Genomic DNA, 21,488 nt, shown 5'->3' on the forward strand with positions numbered 1-21,488 from the left:
CAGGAAGGTGAAACCGCTGGTCTGGCACGCTTATCAGGCCGATCCACGCGGGAGATTGCACGTAGCGGCTGCGATCGGGGATCTGAGCCATGATGGTGCTGCCGTTCGTCGGCCTCGCGCTCAACCTGCGCTTCGGTCCGCTTCCGTCGCATGACGGGATCGCGATCCTCAGCGCCGTCGCGGGCGCCTTCGTGGCGGAGCGGCAGGTCGCCCTGCACGTCGTCCCCGGCACCGGCGGCTTCGGCTCGACCCTGCTCGGGCTGCATTTCTACACGCTGGCGCTTATCGCCTTCGTCGCCCTGATCGTCGGCTTGGGCGTGCTGCTCCTCGGCGACGGGGTCCTCCGGGCAGAGCGCCGGGCGGACAACGGCGGGGCCGGCCGATTCGGCGCGGCGTGCCTGCTGCTGGTCCTCGGCGTCGTCCTCGCCAATGCCGTGTCGGCGGCGGAGGAATGCGGCACCGGCCTCTGCCCGGACGACCCCACGCGTTACGAGGCGCTGGACAGCTGGCTGGGGCACGCCGGCCCGCGCTGACGGCGCGGAACGGAATTCGCCTCGCGCCCTACGCCAGCTCGGCCAGCGCCAGATCGAGGCTCGCGAAATCGGCGCCCGGCCCGTTCCACCAGACCGGGGGATAGGCGGACAGCTGCCCCATCAATCCGGCATAGGCCTGCGCGAGCGCCGTATCGACGATCACCAGGGCAGCGCCCGACAACGACAGGCTGTCGGTCGGCGCGTCGCCGAGACGGCTCCCGTCCAGGCAGGTGACCCGAAGGCCGAGGCGGGTGAGACCGAGGCGCATGGCCTCCGCCTGCGCGAGTTCCTGCACCAGAAGCGCGACAGCGTCGCCGGCGCGCAGGCCCTCGCCGATGGCCCAGCGCGCGACCCGGTGCGGGCAGACCGGGGCTGCGGCCCCGGCGCCGCGCCGGTCGGCGGCACCAGGCCCGGCCGTGCCGGTCCGGAAGAGGCGGGCCGGGTCCTGGGGGGCCGGGACCGGAAGTGGTGCGGCAGAGGAGTTGACGCCGTACATGCGATGCAGACCGCCTGGATCTGGATAGATCGTGACGTCTGGCGTGACGCGGGCAGGTTAACACTCTCTCTCACGGCGCGGCCCGGCCGGAACACGGGTGCATTTTCGGCCGCTCCACGGCCCTGGACTGCACCTATGGCCAACAGGTCATGAAAATCGGGCCGTCGTTTGCAGGCAAATTCGGTCGCATTGGCGAATGGCCGGCATGGTCCTATGTCCCGCCCGCCCGAGGCGACCCGCCAGAGTTCGCCCGTCTTCGAGGAAACAACTCCGCATGCGCCACATCGCCCTTCCCGCTGCCCTGATTCTCGCCGCCGTCCCGGCTCAGGCGCAGATCCGCAACGCGCCGGGCCCGCGCGCCCTGGAATTCGCCGCCTACATCTTCGCCGCCTCGAATGTCTGCGGCTACCGGATCGGCAGCGACCAGTTCGAGGCGCTGCTGGCGAAGCAGAACGTGCAGATCGCCGATGTCCAGCCGCGGGGTCCGTTCGGCAACCGCGTGCAGACCATGTTCACGCTGATGTCGAACCAGATGGTGCAGAACCGCGATCAGGCCTGCATTGCGGTGGCCGGCGAGTACGGCCCCGAGGGCACCGTCGCCAAGAACGTGCTGCTGCCGGCCGGTCAGGATTCGAGCGCTCCGGCGGCCAAGCCGGCGGAGACCGCAAAGCCCCAGTGAGCGTCGGCGGCACTCAGCCGAGGCGCCAGTCGATCGGTGAGCCGCCGTGCTCGGAAAGCCAGCGGTTGGCCCGCCCGAACGGGTCCGAGCCGGGAAAATCCCGGGCGCGGTTGAGCGGCGAGGGATGACCGCTCTCGAAAACGCCGTGGCGGCGCGGATCGATCAGCGCCGCCCGGGCGCGGGCCTGGGCGCCCCAGAGCAGGAAGACCGAGGGCTCGGGACGCGCCGAGATTGCGGCGACCGCCTCGTCGGTCAGCGCCGCCCAGCCGTAGCGGAGATGCGCCCCGGCCTTGCCGGCCTCGACGGTGAGCGCGCTGTTGAGGAGCAGGACGCCCTGCCGCGCCCAGGGCGTCAGGTCGCCGCCCGCGGAACGGTCCGAGCCGGCCTCCGCCAGGATCACCTTCAGCGAGGCGGGCAGGCGGCCCGAGCCCACGAACGAGAAGGCCAGGCCGTTGGCGTCGCCGGGGGTCGGGTAGGGATCCTGCCCGAGAATTACCGCGCGCACCGCCGGCAGCGGCGTCTCGGTCAGGGCGCGGAAGATCCGGTCCGGTGCCGGGAGCACGCGGGCGCCCGCGGCGATACGGGCATCGACGCGCGCCGCCACGGCGTCGGCCTGCCCCCCTGCGAAGAACGGCAGCGCCAGCCAGGGCGAGCCGGAGGCGCGGAAGGCGGCGAGGGCGTCGGCGACGGGCGTGTCGGTCATAGGGTCTCGCGTTGGACGGTGCGGCCGGGATCGGCGGCGGCCGCTCTCCGCCACCGGGGTGGCGGTTGCGGCTGGCGGCGACAAAGGGTTAGGGACAGGGGTCGAGCGCGCGGCGCCTCACGGTGCGGCATGTCGCGTCCGGTCTTCGCCGGGCGGCATCGCACCCTACATGGAGCGCACCCGACAGGGGCAAGCCTCCGGTCCAGGCCCAAGCGCACGCGCCGGCCCCCGGATATCCGAAGCCAGAGGAAGGACACGGCGCGCGGCGCCGGAACGATGCCATGAACGAACGCGTCGAACCCGCCGCGCTGGCGAATGGCCGGCCCCTGACGACCCTCAAGCCCGCGGCGGACGGCCTGCCGGCCGACCACCCGAAGGTGGCCTGGGGCCGTGTCGGCGTCCTGCTGATGAATCTCGGCACGCCGGAGGGCACGACCTACTGGCCCATGCGCCGGTACCTCAAGGAGTTCCTGTCGGACCGGCGGGTGATCGAGGTACCGCGGCTGATCTGGTGGCCGCTGCTCAACCTCGTCATCCTGACCAAGCGTCCCAAGCCGAAGGGGCGCGACTATGCCAGCGTCTGGAACAACGTCCTGAACGAGGGCCCGCTCAAGACCATCACCCGCGGCCAGAGCGAGCGCCTGCAGGCCGCCATGGGCGATTCCGTGGTGGTCGATTGGGCGATGCGCTACGGCAAGCCCGAGGTCGCCGGTCGAATCCAGGCCCTGCTCGATCAGGGCTGCGACCGCATCCTGCTGGTGCCGCTCTATCCGCAATATGCCGCCGCCACCTCGGCGACCGCCTGCGATCAGGCGTTCCGCGCCCTGATGGACATGCGCTGGCAGCCGACGGTGCGGGTGTCGCCGCCCTATCACGACGATCCGGTCTACATCGCCGCGATGGCCGATTCGATCCGCGAGGGTCTGGCGAAGCTCGATTTCGAGCCGGAGGTGATCCTCACCTCGTTCCACGGGGTGCCGCGGAGCTACCTGCTCAAGGGCGATCCCTACCATTGCCAGTGCCACAAGACCGGCCGGCTGATCCGGGAGAAGCTCGGCCTGTCGCCGGACAAGATGCGGGTGACCTTCCAGTCGCGCTTCGGCAACGAGGAATGGCTGAAGCCCTACACCGACGAGACGGTGATGGAGCTGGCGAAATCCGGCGTGAAGCGCATGGCGATCGTCGCCCCGGGCTTCACGGCGGATTGCCTGGAGACGCTGGAGGAGCTCGACGGCGAGAACCGCCACTATTTCGAGGAGAATGGCGGCGAGAAGTTCGCCTACATCCCGTGCCTGAACGACAGCGACCTCGGCATGAAGGTCATCGAGCACGTGGTGCGCCGCGAGCTTCAGGGCTGGGTCTGACGATCGGCCGGTATCGCCGCTTGCGGGCCGGCCAAGCCCCCCTATTATTTTCCTAAGCCGGACGGGTCCGTCGATCCGGCGCGGGAGGATAACATGGCGTTCTTCATCGGCATCGCGTGCCCGTGGCTGCTGATCGCGGTGCTCGACAGGATTGCCGAAGGGCGCCGCGGCGACGAGCTCGCCGCGCTCGGGGTGACGCCGCAGGCCGCGCCGGAACGGTCGAGCTATCTGGTCCCCGATCGGCCGTATTGACGGGCTCGACCGAGTCTCCGGACCCGTGATGTCGGCCGACAGCGCGGCACAAAGCTGCGCTTTCCAATGGTCGGATGCGATGGGCTTCGGTTATCTTGGACGGATCCGCCCATCAGGAGGACGCGATGATTCGTGCCGAGCTCGGGGATCAGCTTGAGGCCTTCGTGATGCGGCTGGTCGAGACCGGCCGATACACTTCGGAGAGCGAGGTGCTGCGGGAAGGTGTCCGCTTGATCCGCGATCGGGAAGCGAGCCTCGCCGCTCTGGATCGATCGATCACGATCGCCCTCGCTCAGGCTCAGGCCGGGCAGACCAAGTCGGCCGAAGAGGTCTTCGACCGGCTGGAGAGCAAGTATCGTTCGCTCGGCGCCGGGACAGAATGATCGTCCGTTTCACGGACGCGGCGGAACACGATCTGGAAGCGCTCGGCGACTACATCGCGCAGGACAATCCGAAGCGCGCACTCAGTTTCGTGCGGGAACTGCGCGAGGCCTGCTTGGCGCTGGCTGATTTCCCCGAACGCTTTCCGCTGGTCCCCCGCTACGAGGACCGCGGCGTTCGACGGCGTGTGCAGGGCGACTACCTGATCTTCTACAGGGTTGAGACCGATAACGTCGTCATCCTGCACATCCTGCGTGGCACAGTGGATCATGCCACACGCCTTTTCCCATCCTGACCGGACTGTCCGGCCCGACCGTCAACCGCGCTCGGATCAGGGCTTCTTGGGCTCCGGCGCGGATTCAGCCGGGGCCGGCGGCGCGTCCGTGCGCTCGATCTTCGCCTCTGCGCGCAGCTTCAGGATCATGTCCTGCTGAGCCTTGCGGATCAGGTGCTGATCGATCTGCTCCTTGAGCTCGTCGAAGGTCGGCTGCGGCTTGATCCGCTTCTCCTCGACCTTGATCACGTGCCAGCCGAACTGCGTCTTGATCGGTTCGGAGACCTGGCCGGCCTTCATCGCGAAGGCCGCATTGGCAAAGTCCGGGACCATCCGCTCCTTGGTGAACCAGCCGAGATCACCGCCCTCGGTCTTCGAGCCCGGATCCTTCGACGCCTCGGCCGCGACCTTGGCGAAATCCTCGCCGCCCTTGATGCGGGCCGCGATCTTCTTCGCCTCGGCCTCGTTGTCCACGAGGATGTGGCGGGCATGCACCTCCTCCTCGGGCTTCATCAGCTTGACGGTCTGGTCGTAGATCGCGTGCTCGGCCTCGGGCGTGACCGCGCGCTTGGCCTCCTGCTCCAGGTAGTCGTCGAGCAGGAGCTTGTCGCGGAAATAGGCGAGCTTGCGCTTGAACTCCGGCGTGTCGCCGATCTTGGCGGCCTCGGCCGACTGCGCTCCGACCCGCAGGTCGACCATGTAGTCGACGAGCAGATTCTTCTTTTGCGCGTCGTCGACGCCCGGCAGCGACAGGGCCGGGTCCTCGGCCGCGATGGCGAGATCACCCTGCGTGATCGGCTTGCCGTTGACGGTCGCCGCGACCGAATCCGGCCCGGGCGCGGCGGGCGTGTTCGCCGCGGGCGTCGAGGCCGGTGCCGGGGCCTTCTGCGGCGCCTGGGCCAGCGCGAATCCCGGCATCGCGAGCATGACGGCGAGCGCGCTGGCGCGCCGGAGGAGGGCGGTGTTCGGCATGCGGGCGAAGTCCTCGACTGACGTCTCGTGCCGCCCCAATCGGGCCGGGCGACAGGCCGCGGCACAGGTGGCCCGCGTCGCGCGAGAAGGCAAGCGCTGCCGTTCCGTGCATCCCGGAACCGTGACCGTACCGACCCGCGTTGAGGGCTGCCCCTTTCAGGTGCACCGGGCGATGTTTACCTCTATAAGCCCGGCCAACTCCGTCCAGGCCGGCCCGCCACGCTCACCCGTGGGCGGGCTCGCGCGTCCGCAGGTCAACGATGCTCGGCTCGATCGCCAAGAAGATTTTCGGCTCCTCCAACGACCGGCGCGTCAAGGGCTACCGCCCCCGCGTGGCGCAGATCAACGCGCTGGAACCGGAGATCCAGGCCCTGTCGGACGAGGCCCTGCGCGCCCGCACCGACATGCTGAAGGCCGAGCTCGCCGCCGGCAAGAGCCTCGACGACATCCTGGTGCCGGCCTTCGCCACAGTGCGCGAGGCCGCCAAGCGGGTCTTCGGCCAACGCCACTTCGACGTGCAGCTGATCGGCGGCATGGTGCTGCACGAGGGCGGCATCGCCGAGATGAAGACCGGCGAGGGCAAGACCCTGGTGGCGACGCTGCCGGTCTACCTGAACGCGCTCGCGGGCAAGGGCGTCCACGTCGTCACCGTCAACGACTACCTCGCCTCCCGCGACGCCGAGTGGATGGGCCAGGTCTACCGGTTTCTCGGCCTGTCCGTCGGCACGATCGTCCACGGGCTCGACGACGCGCAGCGCAAGGACGCCTACGCCTGCGACATCACCTACGGCACCAACAACGAGTACGGGTTCGACTACCTGCGCGACAACATGAAGTACGAGATGTCCCAGCTGGCGCAGCGGGGGCATAATTTCGCGATCGTCGACGAGGTCGACTCGATCCTGATCGACGAGGCGCGCACGCCGCTGATCATCTCCGGCCCGGTCGACGACCGGTCGGAACTCTACGTGTCGGTCGACGCGCTGATGCCGCGCCTGCGCAAGGAGTTCTACGACCTCGACGAGAAGCAGCGCACCGTCTCGCTCACCGAGGAGGGCAACGAGTTCATCGAGGAGGCGATGCGCGAGGCGGGTCTCCTCAAGGAGGGCGACCTCTACGACGCCCACAACGTCACCTTGGTCCACCACGTGAACCAAGCCCTGCGGGCCAACACGCTGTTCACCCGGGACAAGGACTACATCGTCAAGAACGACGAGGTGGTGATCATCGACGAGTTCACCGGCCGCATGATGCAGGGCCGGCGCTACTCGGAGGGGCTCCATCAGGCGCTTGAGGCCAAGGAGCGGGTCACGATCCAGCCCGAGAACCAGACGCTCGCGTCGATCACCTTCCAGAACTACTTCCGCCTCTACAAGAAGCTCGCCGGCATGACCGGCACGGCCTCCACCGAGGCCGACGAGTTCGCCGAGATCTACAAGCTCGACGTGGTCGACATCCCGACCAACAAGGAGGTCGAGCGCGTCGACGAGGACGACGAGGTCTACCGGACGGTCGGGGAGAAGTACGAGGGCATCATCGCCGAGATCGACAAGGCGCATGCGCGCCATCAGCCGATCCTGGTCGGCACCGGCTCGATCGAGAAGTCGGAGCACCTCGCCGAGATGCTCAAGAAGGCCGGCTACAGCCTGCTCGACTATTCCGACCCGAACGCGCTGACCGACGTCTACGCCGCCGCCCGCGAGGGCCGGGTGACCAAGCGCTTCGCCGTGCTGAACGCCCGCTTCCACGAGCAGGAGGCCTACATCGTGGCCGAGGCGGGCGTCCCCGGCGCGATCACCATCGCCACCAACATGGCCGGCCGCGGCACCGACATCAAACTCGGCGGCAACCTCGAGATGCGGATCGAGAAGGAGCTCGGCCACCTCGCGGACGGGCCGGAGCGCGACGCCGCCATCGCGGCGATCAAGCAGGAGATCGCCGAGAACCGCGCCAAGGTGCTGGCCTCCGGCGAGCCGGCCGATCCGGAAGCGGGCCGCAAGAAGGCGCTGCCCGGCGGCCTCTACATCATCGGCACAGAGCGCCACGAGTCGCGGCGCATCGATAACCAGCTGCGCGGCCGCTCCGGCCGTCAGGGCGATCCCGGCCGCTCGAAGTTCTACCTGTCGCTTCAGGACGACCTGATGCGGATCTTCGGCTCCGACCGGATGGACGGGATGCTGCAGAAGCTCGGCCTGGAGCAGGGCGAGGCGATCATCCACCCCTGGATCAACAAGGCGATCGAGAAGGCGCAGCAGAAGGTCGAGGCGCGCAACTTCGACATGCGCAAGAACGTGCTCAAGTACGACAACGTCATGAACGACCAGCGCAAGGTCGTGTTCGAGCAGCGCCGTGACTTCATGGGCCAGGACAGCGTCCGCGACACCGTGGACGAGATGCGCGAGGGCGTGATCGACGATCTCGTCGCCCGCCACATCCCCGAGAACGCCTACGCCGAGCAGTGGGATACCGCCGGCCTGCGCGAGCAGGTGAAGGACATCCTCAACCTCGACGTACCGGTCGAGGACTGGGCCAAGGAGGAGGGCATCGCCGACGAGGAGATGCGCGAGCGCCTGCTCAAGGCTGCCGAGTCGGCCTATGCCGAGCGGACCGAGAAGAACGGCGCGGAGGTCACGGCCTATATCGAGAAGCAGGTCCTGCTTCAGACCCTGGACCACCTGTGGCGCGAGCACCTCGTGACCCTGGATCACCTGCGGCAGGTGATCGGCTGGCGCGGTTTCGCCCAGCGCGACCCGCTGAACGAGTACAAGTCCGAGGCGTTCGACCTGTTCAACGGGCTCGTGACCGCCCTGCGCGAGCAGGTCACCGCGCAGCTCTCGCGGGTCGAGATCATGATGCAGGAGCCGCAGGCGGAATACCCGGCCGGCGGCCCGGCGCTGCCGCCGATGTTCGCCCAGCATCTCGATCCGGTGACCGGCGAGAACGAGATGGACTACGCCGGTCAGGGCTCGGGCAGCGACGGCGGCGGTGGTCCGGCCTACGGCTTCGCCGCGCAGGGGTTGGCCGCGGACGGGGCGGTGCTGGAGCGCGATCCCACCGACGCCGCCACCTGGGGCCGCGTCGGCCGCAACGAGCCGTGCCCCTGCGGCTCGGGCAAGAAGTACAAGCACTGCCACGGCAGCCTGCAGGCTTGAGGCCGGCATGCCCGCGCGGGCGGTCTTCATCGCGGGGGCCGGGACGGAGATCGGCAAGACCTACGTCACCGCGGCCCTGACCCGGCGCCTTCGGGCGCTGGGCCGGCCGGTCCGGACCCTGAAGCCGCTCGCGAGCGGAGTCCCGCCGCTCGGCGATCCCGGCTTCACCGAGAGCGACACCGCCCAACTGCTCGACGCCCAGGATCTCGCCCTCGATGAGGCGGCCGTTGCGGCGTGCTCACCCTGGCGGTTCTCGGCGCCGCTCTCGCCCGATCAGGCGGCGGCGTTGGAGGGGCGGTCCCTCGACTTCCCCGACCTCGTCGGCTGGTGCCGCGCACAGATCGCCGGCACACGCGAGGGCACGCTCCTGATCGAGGGCGTCGGCGGCCTCATGAGCCCGGTGACCGAGACAGCCACGGGTCTCGACTGGCTGCGGGCGCTCGGCGTTCCGGCCGTTCTGGTTTCCGGCAGCTATCTCGGGGCGATCAGTCACGCGCTCACCGCCTGCGAAACCCTGCGCCTGCACGCGATTCCGCTGCTCGCCGTGGCGATCAGCGAGAGCGAGGGGGCGCCGGCACCGGCCAGCACGGTGGCGGGCGCGATCGCCCGCCATGCCGGCGCGCCGGTCTTCTGCCTGAGACGCGGTGAGCCCTGTCCCGACAGCCTCGCCGACCTGATCTGAAGCGCCAAGGATCGTGACCGCCGCGGCGCTGGACGGCTTGGCCGCAGCCGCTACTTCTTCGACGGAGGCGCCGCACCCCGGACCCGAGGGACGCCTTGCCGGAGTCCTGCGTTGAGTCAGTCCCTTGCCCCCGTGGCGCATTCCGGGTCCCAGGCTGCTTCGGACGGCGACGCGCCGACGCGCGGCCAATTGCGGCCCGCCCTCATCCTGGGCGCTCTGGGTGTGGTCTACGGCGACATCGGCACGAGCCCGCTCTACGCGTTCAAGGAGGCGGTGAAGGCGGCGACGGCCGGCGGCGCCTCGGTGCTGGCGGCGGCCACGGGTGCGGTGTCGCTGATCCTGTGGTCGCTGATCCTGATCGTGTCGCTGAAATACGCGGTGCTGATCCTGCGCGCCGACAACCGCGGCGAGGGCGGCATCGTCGCCATGCTGGCGCTGCTGGGCGCGCGGCAGGCGCGGCCGGGGACCTGGAAGGCGCTGCTTCTGGTGGTCGGGCTCGTGGGCGCGGCTTTGCTCTACGGTGACGGGGCGATCACGCCGGCGATCTCGGTGCTGTCGGCGATCGAGGGCCTGAAGGTCGACGCGCCCGCGCTCGGGCCGTTCGTGGTGCCGATCACGCTGGTGATCCTGGTCGGGCTGTTCCTGGTCCAGCACAAGGGCGTGGCCGCCATCGGCCGGGTGTTCGGGCCCGTCATGCTGGTCTGGTTCGTCGTGCTGGCGCTGCTCGGAACCGTCGGCATCGTCCGCCATCCCGAGGTGCTCGCGGCCGCCAACCCGTTTCACGCGCTCGACTTCATGCTGCACGCCGGGGTGCACGTCAGCTTCGCCATGCTCGGCGCGGCCTTCCTGGCGGTGACCGGCGGCGAGGCGATGTATGCCGATCTCGGGCATTTCGGCGCGATGCCGATCCGCCTCTCCTGGTTCGCGCTGGTCCTGCCCGCGCTGATGCTCAACTATTTCGGCCAGGGCGCGCTGCTGATCGGCACCCCCGACGCGATCGAGAACCCGTTCTTCCGGCTGTGCCCGGATTGGGGCCACCTGCCGCTCATCGCATTGGCCACGATGGCGACGATCATCGCGTCCCAGGCGATCATCTCGGGCGTGTTCTCGCTGACCCAGCAATCCGTCCAGCTCGGCTTCCTCCCGGCGATGCGCATCGTGCAGACGGCCCGGGAGGAGCGCGGACAGATCTACGTCCCGATGGTGAACTGGCTCCTGGCGGCCGCGACCTTCGTGGCGGTGGTGATGTTCGGCTCGTCCGACGCGCTGGCCGGCGCCTACGGGATCGCGGTCTCGATGCTCATGGCGATCACCACGCTGCTGGCCGCGCTGATCGCCCTGCGCTGGGGCTACAGCCCGCTTCTGGTGGTCGCGGTGAACGGCTTCTTCCTCGCGATCGACGCGGTGTTCTTCGCCGCCAACAGCGTGAAGATCCTGGAGGGCGGCTGGTTTCCCCTCATTCTCGCGGGCGTCGTCGCCCTGATGATGCTGACGTGGAAGAAGGGCAACGAGCTCGTCGAGAAGGCGCGGGTCGCCCTGAGGCTGCCGGAGGATGTGTTCCTCGCCGGACTTCAGCACCGCGATCTGCTGCGCCTGCCGGGCACCGCAGCCTTCCTCTCGGCGGCGGAGCACGGCATTCCGCTGCACCTCTCGCGGTTCGTGGAGCGCAACCACGCCTTGATGGAGCGCATCCTGATCATCACCGCGCTCTACGAAGAGACGCCCACCGTCCCGAAGGATCGGCGTGCCCACGTGACGATCCTGGCGCCGGACTTCTACCGGGTGATCCTGCGCTACGGCTTCATGGAGGAGGCTTCGATCCCGGAGGGTCTGGCCTGCGCGGTGGAGTCCCGGCACCTGCCGCCGCACGTCCTCGACGACATGACCATCTTCGTCGGCCACGAGACGATCATCCCGCGCAAGGATAAGCGCGGCATGGCGCCCTGGCGGGAAAACCTGTTCGCCTTCATGCAGCGCAACGCCGAGCGCACCGGCGCCTTCTTCGGCGTGCCGACCCGGCAGGTCGTGGAAGTCGGGACCGAGATCGAGATCTAGGCGTTGGGGCGGCTGCCCGACGCGCGCGCAAGTCTCCGCCGCTTCCGTCGTGTGATGTCGCCAAGTCCAAACGGGACAACGGTCGGCAACCCGCCCTGAAAGGTTCGCGGGAGCGGTCGCCTGCACAGGACGTCACATGGATCGGCGCGGCGCGGCAGGCGGTACGTGGCGCCGATCCTTGCCTGCCGATGCACGGAAACTTGAGCGGGCGATGCGGGACGGCGCGGAACCGTGGCCGCCGGGCCTCGTTGCGCCCCGACGCAGGCGACGCGCCCACGCGGCGTGCGCCGGACCGGAGGGACGAGGATGAACAGAGATCATTTCGAAGGCGGCCTTCGCCATCTGCGGGGCCGAGCCAAGACCGCGGCGGGAGCGGTTCGCGGTCGGGCCGGCGACCAGTTCGACGGCGCCTACGACCAGGTGATCGGAGCGGCGCAATACGCCTACGGGGAAGCGCGCGACGCGGTGCGCGACCTGCGCCACGGCGGCGAGCACCTCGTGGAGGAGGGACGCACCCGGTTCCGTCAAGTCAGCGAGCGGAGCCATGCCCTCACCGACGAGGCCATCGAGCGCGGACAACAGTACCGCGACCAAGCCGTCCGCCACGGCCGGACCCTCGCGCGGCGCGCGGACCAGAACCGCGGCACGACGCTGGCGCTCGTGGCCGCCATGGCCTTCGGCCTCGGCTGGCTGGCGCGGCCGACCCGCTGAGCCGCCCTGCGCGGTGACGCCGAAGGCGGGGCAGCCGGTCGTGCGGCTGCCCCGCCGGGCGGAACGCATAAAGACATCTTTATGTCTTGATTGCTTCGTATCCCGCGAAGTGGTAGGGGCTTCGCCCGAACCGCAACGCGAACACGGAGCCATCGACTCATGGCCAAGGATTACATCGTCAAGGACATCGGGCTGGCCGATTACGGCCGCAAGGAGATCTCGATCGCCGAGACGGAGATGCCGGGCCTGATGGCTGTCCGCGAGGAGTACGGCGCCGCGCAGCCCCTGAAGGGCGCGAAGATCGCCGGCTCGCTCCACATGACGATCCAGACCGCCGTGCTGATCGAGACCCTGAAGGCGCTCGGCGCCGACATCCGCTGGGTCTCGTGCAACATCTACTCGACCCAGGACCACGCCGCCGCCGCCATCGCGGCCGCCGGCATTCCGGTCTTCGCCGTGAAGGGCGAGACCCTGGAGGAGTACTGGGATTACACCTCGCGCCTGTTCGACTGGCATGACGGCGGCATGCCGAACATGATCCTCGACGACGGCGGCGACGCGACCATGTTCGTCCATCTCGGCCTGCGCGCCGAGAACGGCGACACCGCCTTCCTCGACAAGCCGGAGAGCGAGGAGGAAGAGATCTTCTTCGCGCTGCTCAAGAAGAAGCTCGCCGAGAAGCCGAAGGGCTGGTTCGCCGGCCTCGCCGACAGCATCAAGGGCGTCTCCGAGGAGACCACCACGGGCGTCCACCGCCTCTACGTGCTGGCCAAGGAGGGCAAGCTGCTCTTCCCGGCGATCAACGTGAACGACTCGGTCACCAAGTCGAAGTTCGACAACCTCTACGGCTGCAAGGAATCGCTGGTCGACGGCATCCGCCGCGGCACCGACGTGATGATGGCCGGCAAGGTCGCCATGGTCGCGGGCTTCGGCGACGTCGGCAAGGGCTCGGCCGCGTCCCTGCGCAACGCCGGCTGCCGCGTGCTCGTGTCGGAGATCGACCCGATCTGCGCGCTCCAGGCCGCCATGGAGGGCTACGAGGTCGTGACCATGGAGGATGCCGCCCCGCGCGCCGACATCTTCGTCACCGCCACCGGCAACAAGGACATCATCACCATCGACCACATGCGGGCGATGAAGGACCGGGCGATCGTCTGCAACATCGGCCACTTCGATAACGAGATTCAGGTCGCCGGCCTCAAGAATCTCAAGTGGTCGAACATCAAGCCGCAGGTGGACGAGATCACCTTCGCCGACGGCCACCGCATCATCCTCCTGTCGGAGGGGCGGCTGGTGAACCTCGGCAACGCGACCGGTCACCCGTCCTTCGTGATGTCGGCCTCGTTCACCAACCAGACGCTGGCCCAGATCGAGCTCTGGACCAACCCGGGCAAGTACCAGAAGCAGGTCTACACCCTGCCCAAGACCCTCGACGAGAAGGTCGCGGCCCTGCACCTCGAGAAGATCGGCGTGAAGCTGTCGAAGCTCCGCCCCGATCAGGCCGCCTATATCGGCGTGTCCGAGTCCGGCCCGTTCAAGCCCGAGCACTACCGTTACTGAGGACGCTGCGGCCCGGGTTCGGCGCAGACCTGCGTCGAACCACCGGTTGCATGTCTGAATCTCGACAGACGGTCTCGGCCGTCGGAATCGACCACACTTCGAGGCCCGGCGCGCTGCGTCGGGCCTCGTCGTTTGTCAACCTCTGTATGCGAGATCGAACTGTGTCTTCTGTGTGTCGTTAACGGCTGATTATGCGCATCTTGCCAGAAGGCACGCTTCGTTCCCCTTCCGGGGTGATTCCGCCCCACTGTAGAGTACCGGCGAATCTTTGATCGATGGGACCGCGGCGGTCCGGAGGGATTGCCGCGGGGACGGTGCGTTCTGCGCCGCGCGATGACGCGCGCCGCTCGGACCGCCATCGATGGGTTGGGGGCAGGGCAAGCCATGGGTGTCGGTCGTGCGACACACGTTCGGATCTGCGTGGGCGCGCTTGTCCTGACCACGGCGAGCGCGGCGCTCGCTGAACTGCCCGAGGCGACCGCGGCGCATCCGGCGCGCGAGATCCACAGCGTGGCCGCTCTCGCGGTCTTCGGTGGGCTCGTCGTCTTCGCGGTGATCCTCTCGCTTCTCCACCTCTATGAGCGCAGCCGCTGGACGCGGCGCGAGCGCGAGCTGGCCGCAGCCCTCGACGTCCTGCGCGGCGCCCACGACCGGGCCGAGATGCTGCTCAACGCCGAGCGGCAGATCATCGTCACCTGGGACCGACGCAGCGAGCCGGTGGTGGAGGGCGACATCAGCCTGGCGATCCACGGCGAGCGGCCGACCTCGGGCTACGCGCGCCGGGTCCTGGCTTTCGGCACGTGGCTCATCGCCGCCGACGCGGACGCGGTCGAGGCCGCCGTGGAGACCCTGCGGGCCAGGGGCACGAGCTTCGCGCTGAGCCTCCGGACGCAGACCGGCCGGAACATCGAGGCGCACGGGCAGGCGGTGGCCGGCCGGGCGCTGCTGCGCCTGCGCGAGACCAGCCAGGAGCGCTGCGAGATCGCCGACCTGCGCGCGACCCTGGACGAGACCCGCCGCGGGCTGTCGGCCCTGTCGGGGCTCCTCGACGCGATTCCGCAACCGGTCTGGCGGCGCAACCGCGAGGGCAGCCTGAGCTGGGTCAACGCCGCCTACGTGGCCGCCGTCGAGGCGGAAAGCCGCGAGGCGGCCCTCGATGCCGGTACCGAGTTGCTCGACCGGCCGGCCCGGGAGACGATCGCCCGCGAGGAGGCCGCCCGCTCAGCCGGCCTGACCCGAAGCGTGCCGCGTCTGTCGGCCATCGTCGCCGGAAGCCGCCGCGTCCTCGACGTCTTCGAGACGAGCCTCGATACCGGTCGGGTCGGCATCGCCATCGACGTCTCGGAACTGGAGAGCGTCCGCGTCGACCTGCAGCGGCAGATGAACGCCAATGTCCGGACCCTCGACCAGCTGCCGACCGCGGTGGCGATGTTCGACGTGTCGCAGCGGCTGATCTTCCACAATGCCGCCTACCGGCAGCTCTGGGACCTCGATCAGGTCTTCCTCGACAGCCGCCCCTCCGACGGCGAGATCCTCGATCACCTGCGGGCGGAGCGGAAGCTCGAGGAGCACGCGGATTTCCGCGGTTGGAAGCAGGGGGTGCTTGCCGCCTACCGGGCCGCGGAGGCGAACCAGACCTGGTGGTACCTGCCCGACGGCCGGACGCTGCGCGTGGTCGCCGATCCGAATCCGCAGGGTGGGCTGACCTACCTGTTCGACGACGTCTCCGATCACCTGAACGCCGAGTCCCGCTACAACGCCCTGCGCCGCCTGCAGGCCGAGACGCTCGACACGCTCGCCGAGCCCGTCGCGGTGTTCGGGGCCGACGGCCGCCTGACCCTCGCCAACCGCGCCTTCTGCACCGTGTGGCGGCTCGACCCCGCCATCGTGGAGGAGCGCCCGCATGTCGACACCGTCATCCAGGCGTGCCGGTCGCTGGCGCCGGCCGAGGAGCCCTGGCTCGACATCCGCGACACCGTTGTCGGGCTGGAATCGCGGACCGCGCGATCCTGCCGCCTGGAGGTTGTGGACGGCACCGTCCTCGACTGCGCCGCACAGCCGCTACCCGAGGGCGCGACCCTCCTGACGCTGATCGACGTGACCGCGAGCGTGAACGTCGAGCGGGCGCTCACCGAGAAGAACGACGCCCTGGAGAAGGCCGCGCAGCTGCGCGACACCTTCGTGCACCACGTCTCCTACGAGCTGCGCTCCCCGCTCACCAACATCATCGGATTCACCCAGCTCCTCGGCGACGAGACGGTCGGCGCGCTGAACGAGCGGCAGCGGGAATATGCCGACCACATCATGCGCTCCTCGGCGGCGCTGCTGGTCATCATCAACGACATCCTCGACCTCGCCTCGATCGACGCCGGCTCGCTGGAGCTGCAGCGGGAGGAGGTCGACGTCCAGGCTACGGTCGAGGCCGCGGTCCGCGGCATCGAGGACCGGCTCGCCGAATCGCACATCACCCTCGCCCTCGACGTGCCGGAGGATATCGGCAGCGTCCACGCGGACGGGAAGCGGGTCCGCCAGATCCTGTTCAATCTGCTGTCGAACGCCGTGGGCTTCTCGGATGCCGGCCAACGCGTGGAGGTCCATGCCCGCAAGGACGCGCAGGATCTGGTCCTGAGCGTGCGCGATTACGGGCGCGGCATGCCGGCCGAGATCGCCGATTCCGTCTTCAACCGATTCGAGAGCCACACCCTGGGCACGCGCCATCGCGGCGTCGGCCTCGGCCTCTCGATCGTGCGGTCCTTCGTCGAGCTGCATGGCGGGCGGGTCCACCTGGAGACGGCACCCGGAAACGGGACGCACGTGACCTGCACCTTCCCGATCAGCCTCTCGGGACGCCCCGCGCGCGAACCACGCCCGGAGCCGCGACCACCGGTGCCACCCCCGGTGACCACACCGCGCAAGCCCGGGATGGCGCTGCACTGAGCGTGCCGATCCCGATCGGCCCGACCGGATGCGCGCGGCGCGGCAGCCCGAGTTTCGAGAGCGGCCCGGGACGTCCCCACCGTCAGGCTTGATTCTTGTGCCGGTCCCGCGCAGCAGGGGGACATGTCCGCACATGATCGCTCCGGCTGGGCCGTCTTCGGCATCGGCGACTTCCGCCTGTTCGGCGCGGCCCGCTTCCTCACGGGCCTCGCCTATCAGATGCAGGCGGTGGCGATCGGCTGGTTCGTCTACGACCTGACCCATTCCGCCCTGGCGCTCGGCCTCGTCGGCCTGGCAGGCTTCCTGCCGGCGGTGCTCTGCGCGCTGATCACCGGCCACGTGGCGGACGCCTACGACCGGCGCCTCGTCGGAGCCGCAGCCTTCGCGCTCCAGAGCGCGGCGAGCCTCGGCCTCCTCGCCTACGCCCTGGCCGGGTATCAGTCGGTCTGGCCGATCTACGCCCTGGTGATCCTCGTCGGCACCGCGCGGGCCTTCGCGAACCCGGCCCTCCAGGCGCTGCTGCCGACCCTGGTCCCCGGACCGCAATTCAGCTCGGCCATCGCGTGGAATGCCTCCTTGTGGCAGAGCGCGTCCGTGATGGGACCGGCTCTGGGCGGCTTCCTCTACGCCCTCGGGCCCGCCGTGGTGTTCGGCGGGGCAGGGGGCAGCTTCGCCCTGGCAAGCCTGCTGACGCTGCTGATCCGCTTTCGGCCGGCTGCGATGAGCGAGCGGCCGCCGATCACCTGGGCGGCGCTCTCGGCCGGTATCGACTACATCCGCTCGCAGCCGGTGGTACTCGGCGCGATCAGCCTCGACCTGTTCACCGTCCTCCTCGGTGGCGCCACGGCGCTCCTGCCGATCTATGCCGGAGAGGTGCTGCATGTCGGCCCCCTCGGCCTCGGCGCACTGCGGAGCATGCCGGCCTTCGGTGCGGTCGCCATGGCCGTGCTGCTGGCGAACTACCCGCTGCGCCGCCACGCGGGGGTGCGGATGCTCCGGGCCGCGGCGGTGTTCGGCGCGGCGATCGTGGTGTTCGGCCTCTCGACCTCGCTGCCGCTGTCGATGGTCTGCCTGTTCGTCACAGGCGCGGCCGACATGATCTCGGTCTACGTGCGCCAGACTTTCGTGCAAGGCGAGACGCCGGACGCGATGCGCGGCCGGGTCTCGGCAGTGAACACGGTCTTCATCGGGGCTTCGAACGAACTCGGCGAGTTCGAGTCCGGACTTTTGGCCGCGGCCGTCGGGGCGGTTCCGGCGGTGGTGATCGGAGGCGCCGCGACGATCAGCGTGGCGCTGCTCTGGGGGCGGCTGTTCCCGGCCCTGAAGGCGCGCGACCGCCTGATGGTGCAGGGGTGACGGAACCGGTCGCGCGGCCGGGAAGATCCGACGCCGTCCTTGCGAGCGCGGCGAAGCTATTTAGGCGGCGCCGCAGGTTCCGACCGCGCGCCGCCTAAGATCACATCGCCTTTGCGCGTGACGACGGTCTGAACCGTCCTCCGCTTAGCGGCCGGCCAGGAGGGGCGACCAAGTCGGGTCGGAAGCGTAGGCGGGCGTCGGCACCGGCTGCTCCACCTTCCCGGTGATGTCGACCATGAACAGCTTGCCGCCGCCCTGGCCGCCGGGATCGCGGAAGAACAGCACGTACTGGCCGTTCGGCGCGAAGGTCGGACCCTCGTTGTGGAAGCCTTCGGTGAGGACGCGCTCGCCGGAGCCGTCGGGCTTCGACACGCAGATGGCGAAGCCGCCGTTGCGCTGGCGCGTGTAGGCGATCAGGTCGCCGCGCGGCGACCAGGCCGGCTGCGAGGCCGAACCGCCGCCGAAGGTGATCCGGTGCGGGTTCGAGCCGTCCGCGCCCATGACGTAGACCTGCTGCGAGCCGCCGCGATCGGACTCGAAAGCGATCTGCGCGCCATCCGGCGAGTAGGTCGGCGAGGTATCGATCGCCATGCCGTTGGTGATGGAGTGCTGGGCCTTCGAGGCGATGTCCATCGTCACGATGTCGGCGTTGCCGCCCTGCTGCACGCTCATGACGATCTTGCGCCCGTCCGGCGAGAAGCGCGGGCTCGCGCTCATCGAATCGACGTTGCCCAGCGCCTGCCGTGAGCCGGTCTCCAGGTTGATCACCTGAACCCGCGGCTGGTGGCCGGTGGCCTGGGCCATGAAGGCGATGTCCTGCGTGGCCGGCGAGTAGCGCGGCGCCACGATCGACATCTCGCCGCTGGTGATGGCCCGAACGTTGGCGCCGTCCTGATCCATGACCATCAGTCGCTTGCGGCGGTTCTCCTTCGGGCCGGTCTCGTCGACGAAGGCGATGCGGCTGTCGAACCACGGGCCGAGACCGGTGATCTTGGTGTAGACCGCGTCGGAGATCAGGTGGCCGGCGCGCCGGGCGTTGGCGGAGTCGGTGCCGTATTGCTGGCCGGTCATCTGCTGGCCGGAGGTGACGTCCCAGAGCCGGAACTCGACCTTGACCCGGCCGCCGTCGCGGACGACGCGGCCGGTGACGAGCCCCTGGATGCCGGTGGCGCGCCACTTCTCGAAATTGGGCGCCGCGTCGAAGTTCGGCTGCTCCGGGAAGCGGGCATGGTCGAGGGGCGTGAAGTAGCCGGAGCGGCGGAGGTCGTTGGTGACCACGCCGGAAACGAGCCCGCCGAGGCTCGGATCGCCGCCGAAATCCGCGATGGCGATCGGCATCGGCTGGAAGTTACCGCCGCCGATGCGCAGCTGCAGCTGCGCCTGCGCCGGCCCCGCCAGGAAGCCCGTCAGCATCACGAGGAGCGCGATCAGGCGCGCGGCATAGGACGTCGGGCGGCGCCCGACGGAGGGGGTGTTCAGCATGGTGGGTCGGATCCGAGTGACGATCAGACGGGGACGCGGGGACGGCGGGACATCGGCTGGAAGACCTCAGGTCGCCGTGAACTCGAACTCCGCGTTGATGGCCTTCCAGTCATTGTAGTACGGCGCATAGGTGGCCGGAATGTTGTACGGCGCACAGCGGCGAACCGCCCGGAGCGCGGCCTGCGCGATCGACTGATCCACCGCGCTCGCCCCACCGCGCATGATCCGCGGCTCGGTGCTGAGCGAGCCGTTCGGGTTCAGGCGGATGTCGAGCACCGGCAGGACCACGCCCTGGGCCGCGCCGGGGGGCGCCGAGTAGCAGCGCTCGATCTGCTGCTGGAGCAGGCCGACCAGGGCGTCGCGCAGCGACGGCGACAGGCGCTGGGCATTGCCGGTCGCCGCGCCCAGGGCCGCCACCTTCTGCACCGCCTGCCCGGTGGCACCAGTCGATTGCGACGGCGCCTTCGAGGCGAGCATCGAGCGGATGTCGCCCGCGTTGAACTTGTTGGCGAGCTCGGCCTGCTTGCGCGCCTTAGCCTCCGCGTCGGCCTTGGCCTTCGCGTCCGCCATCGCCTTGGCCTTCGCCTTCGCGGCGGCTTCCGCCTTCGCAGCCGCTTCGGCCTTGGCGGTCTCCGTCTTGGCCTTCGCGGCGGCTTCCGCCTTCTCGCGCTCGGCTTCGGCCTTCGCCTCGGCGATCTCCTTCTGGCGCTCGGCTTCCGCCTCGGCCTTCACCTTCGCGTCGGCCGCCTTCTTGGCGGCTTCCTTGGCCGCCTCGGCCTTGGCGGCGGCCTCGGCCTTCGCCTTGGCGGCCGCGGCCTTCTGAGCGGCCAGTTCGGCTTCGGCTTCCTGCTTCTCGATCAGCTTCTCCAGCTGCTCGCGCTTCTCAGCCTCGGCCTTCGCGACAGCCTCAGCCTTCGCTTTCGCCTCTGCCTTGGCGGCCGCAGCCTTTTCGGCAGCCGCCTTCTCCGCCGCAGCTTTGGCGGCTTTCTCGGCAGCCTTTTCAGCCGCCTTCTCGGCGTCGCGCTTCTCCTGAGCCGCCTTGGCGGCCTGCGCCACCTCCTGCGGGTCCGGCTCGGCGCGCAGCGGCATCTCCTCCGCGTTGGCGAGCTTCATCTCGGCAGTGCGGGTTGGGGCGGTGGGCGCGTCGGTCTTGGAATTCTCGGGCTCGCGATCCTCGAATTTCTCCGCCTTGCGATCGGCGCGCGAGGTGGCGTTCGGCATCGGCTTGTCGGCCTGCCGCTCGCCCTTGGTGATCTCGGAGAACTGGTTCTCGGTGATCACCTCGACGGGCACGCCCTCCTGGGCCTCCGGCAGGGCCGGAGCGGCGACGCTGAACATCGCCAGCGCCAGGAGCGCGACATGGGTGCCGGCGGAGATCCAGACACCCGGTTCCTTGCGGTCGAAGCGGAACTCCACGGCAAACGCCCTACTGATGCTCAGGCTCGGTCACGAGGGCGACCTTCTTGAAGCCGCCGCCGGTCACGATCGCCATCACCTGCGCCACGCGGCCGTAATCGACCCGCTTGTCGCCGCGCACGAACACGCGCTCCTCGGTCCCGGTCTTGGCGGTCTCGTTGAGCTTGGGGATGATCGCCTCGTCGGTGAGCTCGTCCTCGCCGAGGAAGACCTGCCCGGTCTGCCGGATCGACAGGGTGATCGGCTTCACGTCGGAATTGAGCGGCGAGGCCTTCGACTGCGGCAGGTCGAGCGGCACGCCCACGGTCATCATCGGCGCCGCGACCATGAAGATGATCAGGAGCACCAGCACGACGTCGATGAACGGCGTCATGTTGATCTCGTTGATCGGACCGCCGCGGCGGCCCCGGCGCCGGCGGCGCTTTCCGCCCTGCGATGCGCCCGCTGCCATGCCCATGGATCGGTCTCCTCTGGATCTGCCGG

Annotated in this window: 19 protein-coding genes; 13 read left to right on the forward strand and 6 right to left on the reverse strand. The window is 69.3% G+C overall.

The annotated features are described in order from the left end of the window. Positions 1–89: 89 nt before the first annotated feature. Positions 90–533, forward strand: coding sequence for a disulfide bond formation protein B (locus ABIE45_RS15095; protein WP_192708625.1), 444 nt, complete (start codon positions 90–92; stop codon positions 531–533). A 28-nt stretch (positions 534–561) separates the two neighbouring features. On the opposite strand, the gene ABIE45_RS15100 is transcribed toward ABIE45_RS15095, so the two are convergent. Then, complete coding sequence (locus ABIE45_RS15100) at positions 562–1,029, reverse strand: AMP-dependent synthetase (protein WP_192708626.1); 468 nt, start codon at positions 1,027–1,029, stop codon at positions 562–564. A 274-nt stretch (positions 1,030–1,303) separates the two neighbouring features. On the opposite strand from ABIE45_RS15100, the gene ABIE45_RS15105 reads away from it, so the two are divergent. Beyond that, complete coding sequence (locus tag ABIE45_RS15105) at positions 1,304–1,708, forward strand: hypothetical protein (RefSeq protein WP_192708627.1); 405 nt, start codon at positions 1,304–1,306, stop codon at positions 1,706–1,708. Between the two features lie 13 nt (positions 1,709–1,721). Here the strand turns inward: ABIE45_RS15105 and ABIE45_RS15110 are convergent, their stop codons facing one another. Then, positions 1,722–2,411, reverse strand: a complete 690-nt coding sequence (locus ABIE45_RS15110; RefSeq protein ID WP_192708628.1) for a uracil-DNA glycosylase — start codon at positions 2,409–2,411, stop codon at positions 1,722–1,724. Between the two features lie 281 nt (positions 2,412–2,692). Here ABIE45_RS15110 and hemH point away from each other — a divergent pair, with 281 nt between their 5' ends. The 4 genes from hemH (at position 2,693) to ABIE45_RS15130 (ending at position 4,703) form a co-directional block, all read left to right on the forward strand. Then, a complete protein-coding gene (gene hemH, locus ABIE45_RS15115) occupies positions 2,693–3,775 on the forward strand; it encodes a ferrochelatase (RefSeq protein WP_192708629.1) in 1,083 nt (360 codons plus the stop codon). Positions 3,776–3,868: 93 nt separating this feature from the next. Beyond that, a complete protein-coding gene (locus tag ABIE45_RS15120) occupies positions 3,869–4,027 on the forward strand; it encodes a hypothetical protein (RefSeq protein ID WP_192708630.1) in 159 nt (52 codons plus the stop codon). Positions 4,028–4,152: 125 nt separating this feature from the next. Then, positions 4,153–4,410 carry a type II toxin-antitoxin system ParD family antitoxin gene (locus ABIE45_RS15125; protein ID WP_192708631.1) on the forward strand — a complete coding sequence of 86 codons (258 nt, stop codon included), beginning with the start codon at positions 4,153–4,155 and terminating at the stop codon, positions 4,408–4,410. Further along, positions 4,407–4,703: a type II toxin-antitoxin system RelE/ParE family toxin gene (locus tag ABIE45_RS15130; protein ID WP_192708632.1), complete on the forward strand. Its 297-nt coding sequence runs from the start codon at positions 4,407–4,409 to the stop codon at positions 4,701–4,703. Before ABIE45_RS15125 ends, ABIE45_RS15130 begins: the two co-directional genes overlap by 4 nt. Positions 4,704–4,739: 36 nt before the next feature. On the opposite strand, the gene ABIE45_RS15135 is transcribed toward ABIE45_RS15130, so the two are convergent. After that, entirely contained in the window at positions 4,740–5,654 is a 915-nt protein-coding gene (locus ABIE45_RS15135; RefSeq protein ID WP_192708633.1) for a peptidylprolyl isomerase, read from the reverse strand. A gap of 260 nt (positions 5,655–5,914) precedes the next feature. Between ABIE45_RS15135 and secA the strand changes: the two genes are divergently transcribed. From secA to ABIE45_RS15170, 7 genes are all read left to right on the forward strand, one after another. Then, positions 5,915–8,806 (forward strand): preprotein translocase subunit SecA, encoded by a 2,892-nt coding sequence (gene secA, locus ABIE45_RS15140; protein WP_192708634.1) that lies wholly within the window; start codon positions 5,915–5,917, stop codon positions 8,804–8,806. Between the two features lie 7 nt (positions 8,807–8,813). Next, positions 8,814–9,488, forward strand: a complete 675-nt coding sequence (bioD, locus tag ABIE45_RS15145) for a dethiobiotin synthase (RefSeq protein ID WP_192708635.1) — start codon at positions 8,814–8,816, stop codon at positions 9,486–9,488. 111 nt (positions 9,489–9,599) lie between these two features. After that, entirely contained in the window at positions 9,600–11,543 is a 1,944-nt protein-coding gene (locus ABIE45_RS15150; protein WP_192708636.1) for a KUP/HAK/KT family potassium transporter, read from the forward strand. Between the two features lie 306 nt (positions 11,544–11,849). Continuing rightward, positions 11,850–12,254, forward strand: a complete 405-nt coding sequence (locus ABIE45_RS15155) for a CsbD family protein (RefSeq protein WP_192708637.1) — start codon at positions 11,850–11,852, stop codon at positions 12,252–12,254. A gap of 159 nt (positions 12,255–12,413) precedes the next feature. Continuing rightward, complete coding sequence (gene ahcY / locus ABIE45_RS15160) at positions 12,414–13,814, forward strand: adenosylhomocysteinase (RefSeq protein ID WP_007566841.1); 1,401 nt, start codon at positions 12,414–12,416, stop codon at positions 13,812–13,814. Between the two features lie 384 nt (positions 13,815–14,198). Continuing rightward, positions 14,199–16,751 (forward strand): PAS domain-containing sensor histidine kinase, encoded by a 2,553-nt coding sequence (locus tag ABIE45_RS15165; RefSeq protein WP_192708638.1) that lies wholly within the window; start codon positions 14,199–14,201, stop codon positions 16,749–16,751. Positions 16,752–16,874: 123 nt separating this feature from the next. Beyond that, entirely contained in the window at positions 16,875–18,107 is a 1,233-nt protein-coding gene (locus ABIE45_RS15170) for an MFS transporter (protein WP_192708639.1), read from the forward strand. Between the two features lie 144 nt (positions 18,108–18,251). Here ABIE45_RS15170 and tolB read toward each other — a convergent pair whose 3' ends face one another. The 3 genes from tolB to ABIE45_RS15185 all read right to left on the reverse strand — a co-directional run bounded on the left by tolB (position 18,252) and on the right by ABIE45_RS15185 (position 21,462). Continuing rightward, on the reverse strand, positions 18,252–19,589 hold the full coding sequence (gene tolB, locus ABIE45_RS15175; RefSeq protein WP_192708640.1) for a Tol-Pal system beta propeller repeat protein TolB: 1,338 nt from the start codon (positions 19,587–19,589) through the stop codon (positions 18,252–18,254). A 66-nt stretch (positions 19,590–19,655) separates the two neighbouring features. Then, positions 19,656–21,005 carry a cell envelope integrity protein TolA gene (tolA, locus tag ABIE45_RS15180; protein WP_192708641.1) on the reverse strand — a complete coding sequence of 450 codons (1,350 nt, stop codon included), beginning with the start codon at positions 21,003–21,005 and terminating at the stop codon, positions 19,656–19,658. A gap of 10 nt (positions 21,006–21,015) precedes the next feature. Continuing rightward, positions 21,016–21,462 (reverse strand): biopolymer transporter ExbD, encoded by a 447-nt coding sequence (locus ABIE45_RS15185; protein WP_192708642.1) that lies wholly within the window; start codon positions 21,460–21,462, stop codon positions 21,016–21,018. Between the last annotated feature and the right edge of the window lie 26 nt (positions 21,463–21,488).

Source organism: Methylobacterium sp. OAE515 (assembly GCF_041806315.1).
GTDB classification, from domain to species: Bacteria; Pseudomonadota; Alphaproteobacteria; order Rhizobiales; family Beijerinckiaceae; genus Methylobacterium; species Methylobacterium tardum.

What these genes read in the sequence shown, in the direction of transcription:
- ABIE45_RS15165 (WP_192708638.1), top strand. Translation starts at nt 14,199, where the DNA reads ATGGGTGTCGGTCGTGCGACACACGTTCGGATCTGCGTGGGCGCGCTT.
- ABIE45_RS15095 (WP_192708625.1), top strand. Translation starts at nt 90, where the DNA reads ATGATGGTGCTGCCGTTCGTCGGCCTCGCGCTCAACCTGCGCTTCGGT.
- ABIE45_RS15120 (WP_192708630.1), top strand. Translation starts at nt 3,869, where the DNA reads ATGGCGTTCTTCATCGGCATCGCGTGCCCGTGGCTGCTGATCGCGGTG.
- ahcY (WP_007566841.1), top strand. Translation starts at nt 12,414, where the DNA reads ATGGCCAAGGATTACATCGTCAAGGACATCGGGCTGGCCGATTACGGC.
- hemH (WP_192708629.1), top strand. Translation starts at nt 2,693, where the DNA reads ATGAACGAACGCGTCGAACCCGCCGCGCTGGCGAATGGCCGGCCCCTG.
- tolB (WP_192708640.1), bottom strand. Translation starts at nt 19,589, where the DNA reads ATGCTGAACACCCCCTCCGTCGGGCGCCGCCCGACGTCCTATGCCGCG.
- ABIE45_RS15170 (WP_192708639.1), top strand. Translation starts at nt 16,875, where the DNA reads ATGTCCGCACATGATCGCTCCGGCTGGGCCGTCTTCGGCATCGGCGAC.
- ABIE45_RS15135 (WP_192708633.1), bottom strand. Translation starts at nt 5,654, where the DNA reads ATGCCGAACACCGCCCTCCTCCGGCGCGCCAGCGCGCTCGCCGTCATG.
- ABIE45_RS15100 (WP_192708626.1), bottom strand. Translation starts at nt 1,029, where the DNA reads ATGTACGGCGTCAACTCCTCTGCCGCACCACTTCCGGTCCCGGCCCCC.
- ABIE45_RS15130 (WP_192708632.1), top strand. Translation starts at nt 4,407, where the DNA reads ATGATCGTCCGTTTCACGGACGCGGCGGAACACGATCTGGAAGCGCTC.
- ABIE45_RS15155 (WP_192708637.1), top strand. Translation starts at nt 11,850, where the DNA reads ATGAACAGAGATCATTTCGAAGGCGGCCTTCGCCATCTGCGGGGCCGA.
- ABIE45_RS15110 (WP_192708628.1), bottom strand. Translation starts at nt 2,411, where the DNA reads ATGACCGACACGCCCGTCGCCGACGCCCTCGCCGCCTTCCGCGCCTCC.
- ABIE45_RS15125 (WP_192708631.1), top strand. Translation starts at nt 4,153, where the DNA reads ATGATTCGTGCCGAGCTCGGGGATCAGCTTGAGGCCTTCGTGATGCGG.
- ABIE45_RS15185 (WP_192708642.1), bottom strand. Translation starts at nt 21,462, where the DNA reads ATGGGCATGGCAGCGGGCGCATCGCAGGGCGGAAAGCGCCGCCGGCGC.
- ABIE45_RS15105 (WP_192708627.1), top strand. Translation starts at nt 1,304, where the DNA reads ATGCGCCACATCGCCCTTCCCGCTGCCCTGATTCTCGCCGCCGTCCCG.
- bioD (WP_192708635.1), top strand. Translation starts at nt 8,814, where the DNA reads ATGCCCGCGCGGGCGGTCTTCATCGCGGGGGCCGGGACGGAGATCGGC.
- secA (WP_192708634.1), top strand. Translation starts at nt 5,915, where the DNA reads ATGCTCGGCTCGATCGCCAAGAAGATTTTCGGCTCCTCCAACGACCGG.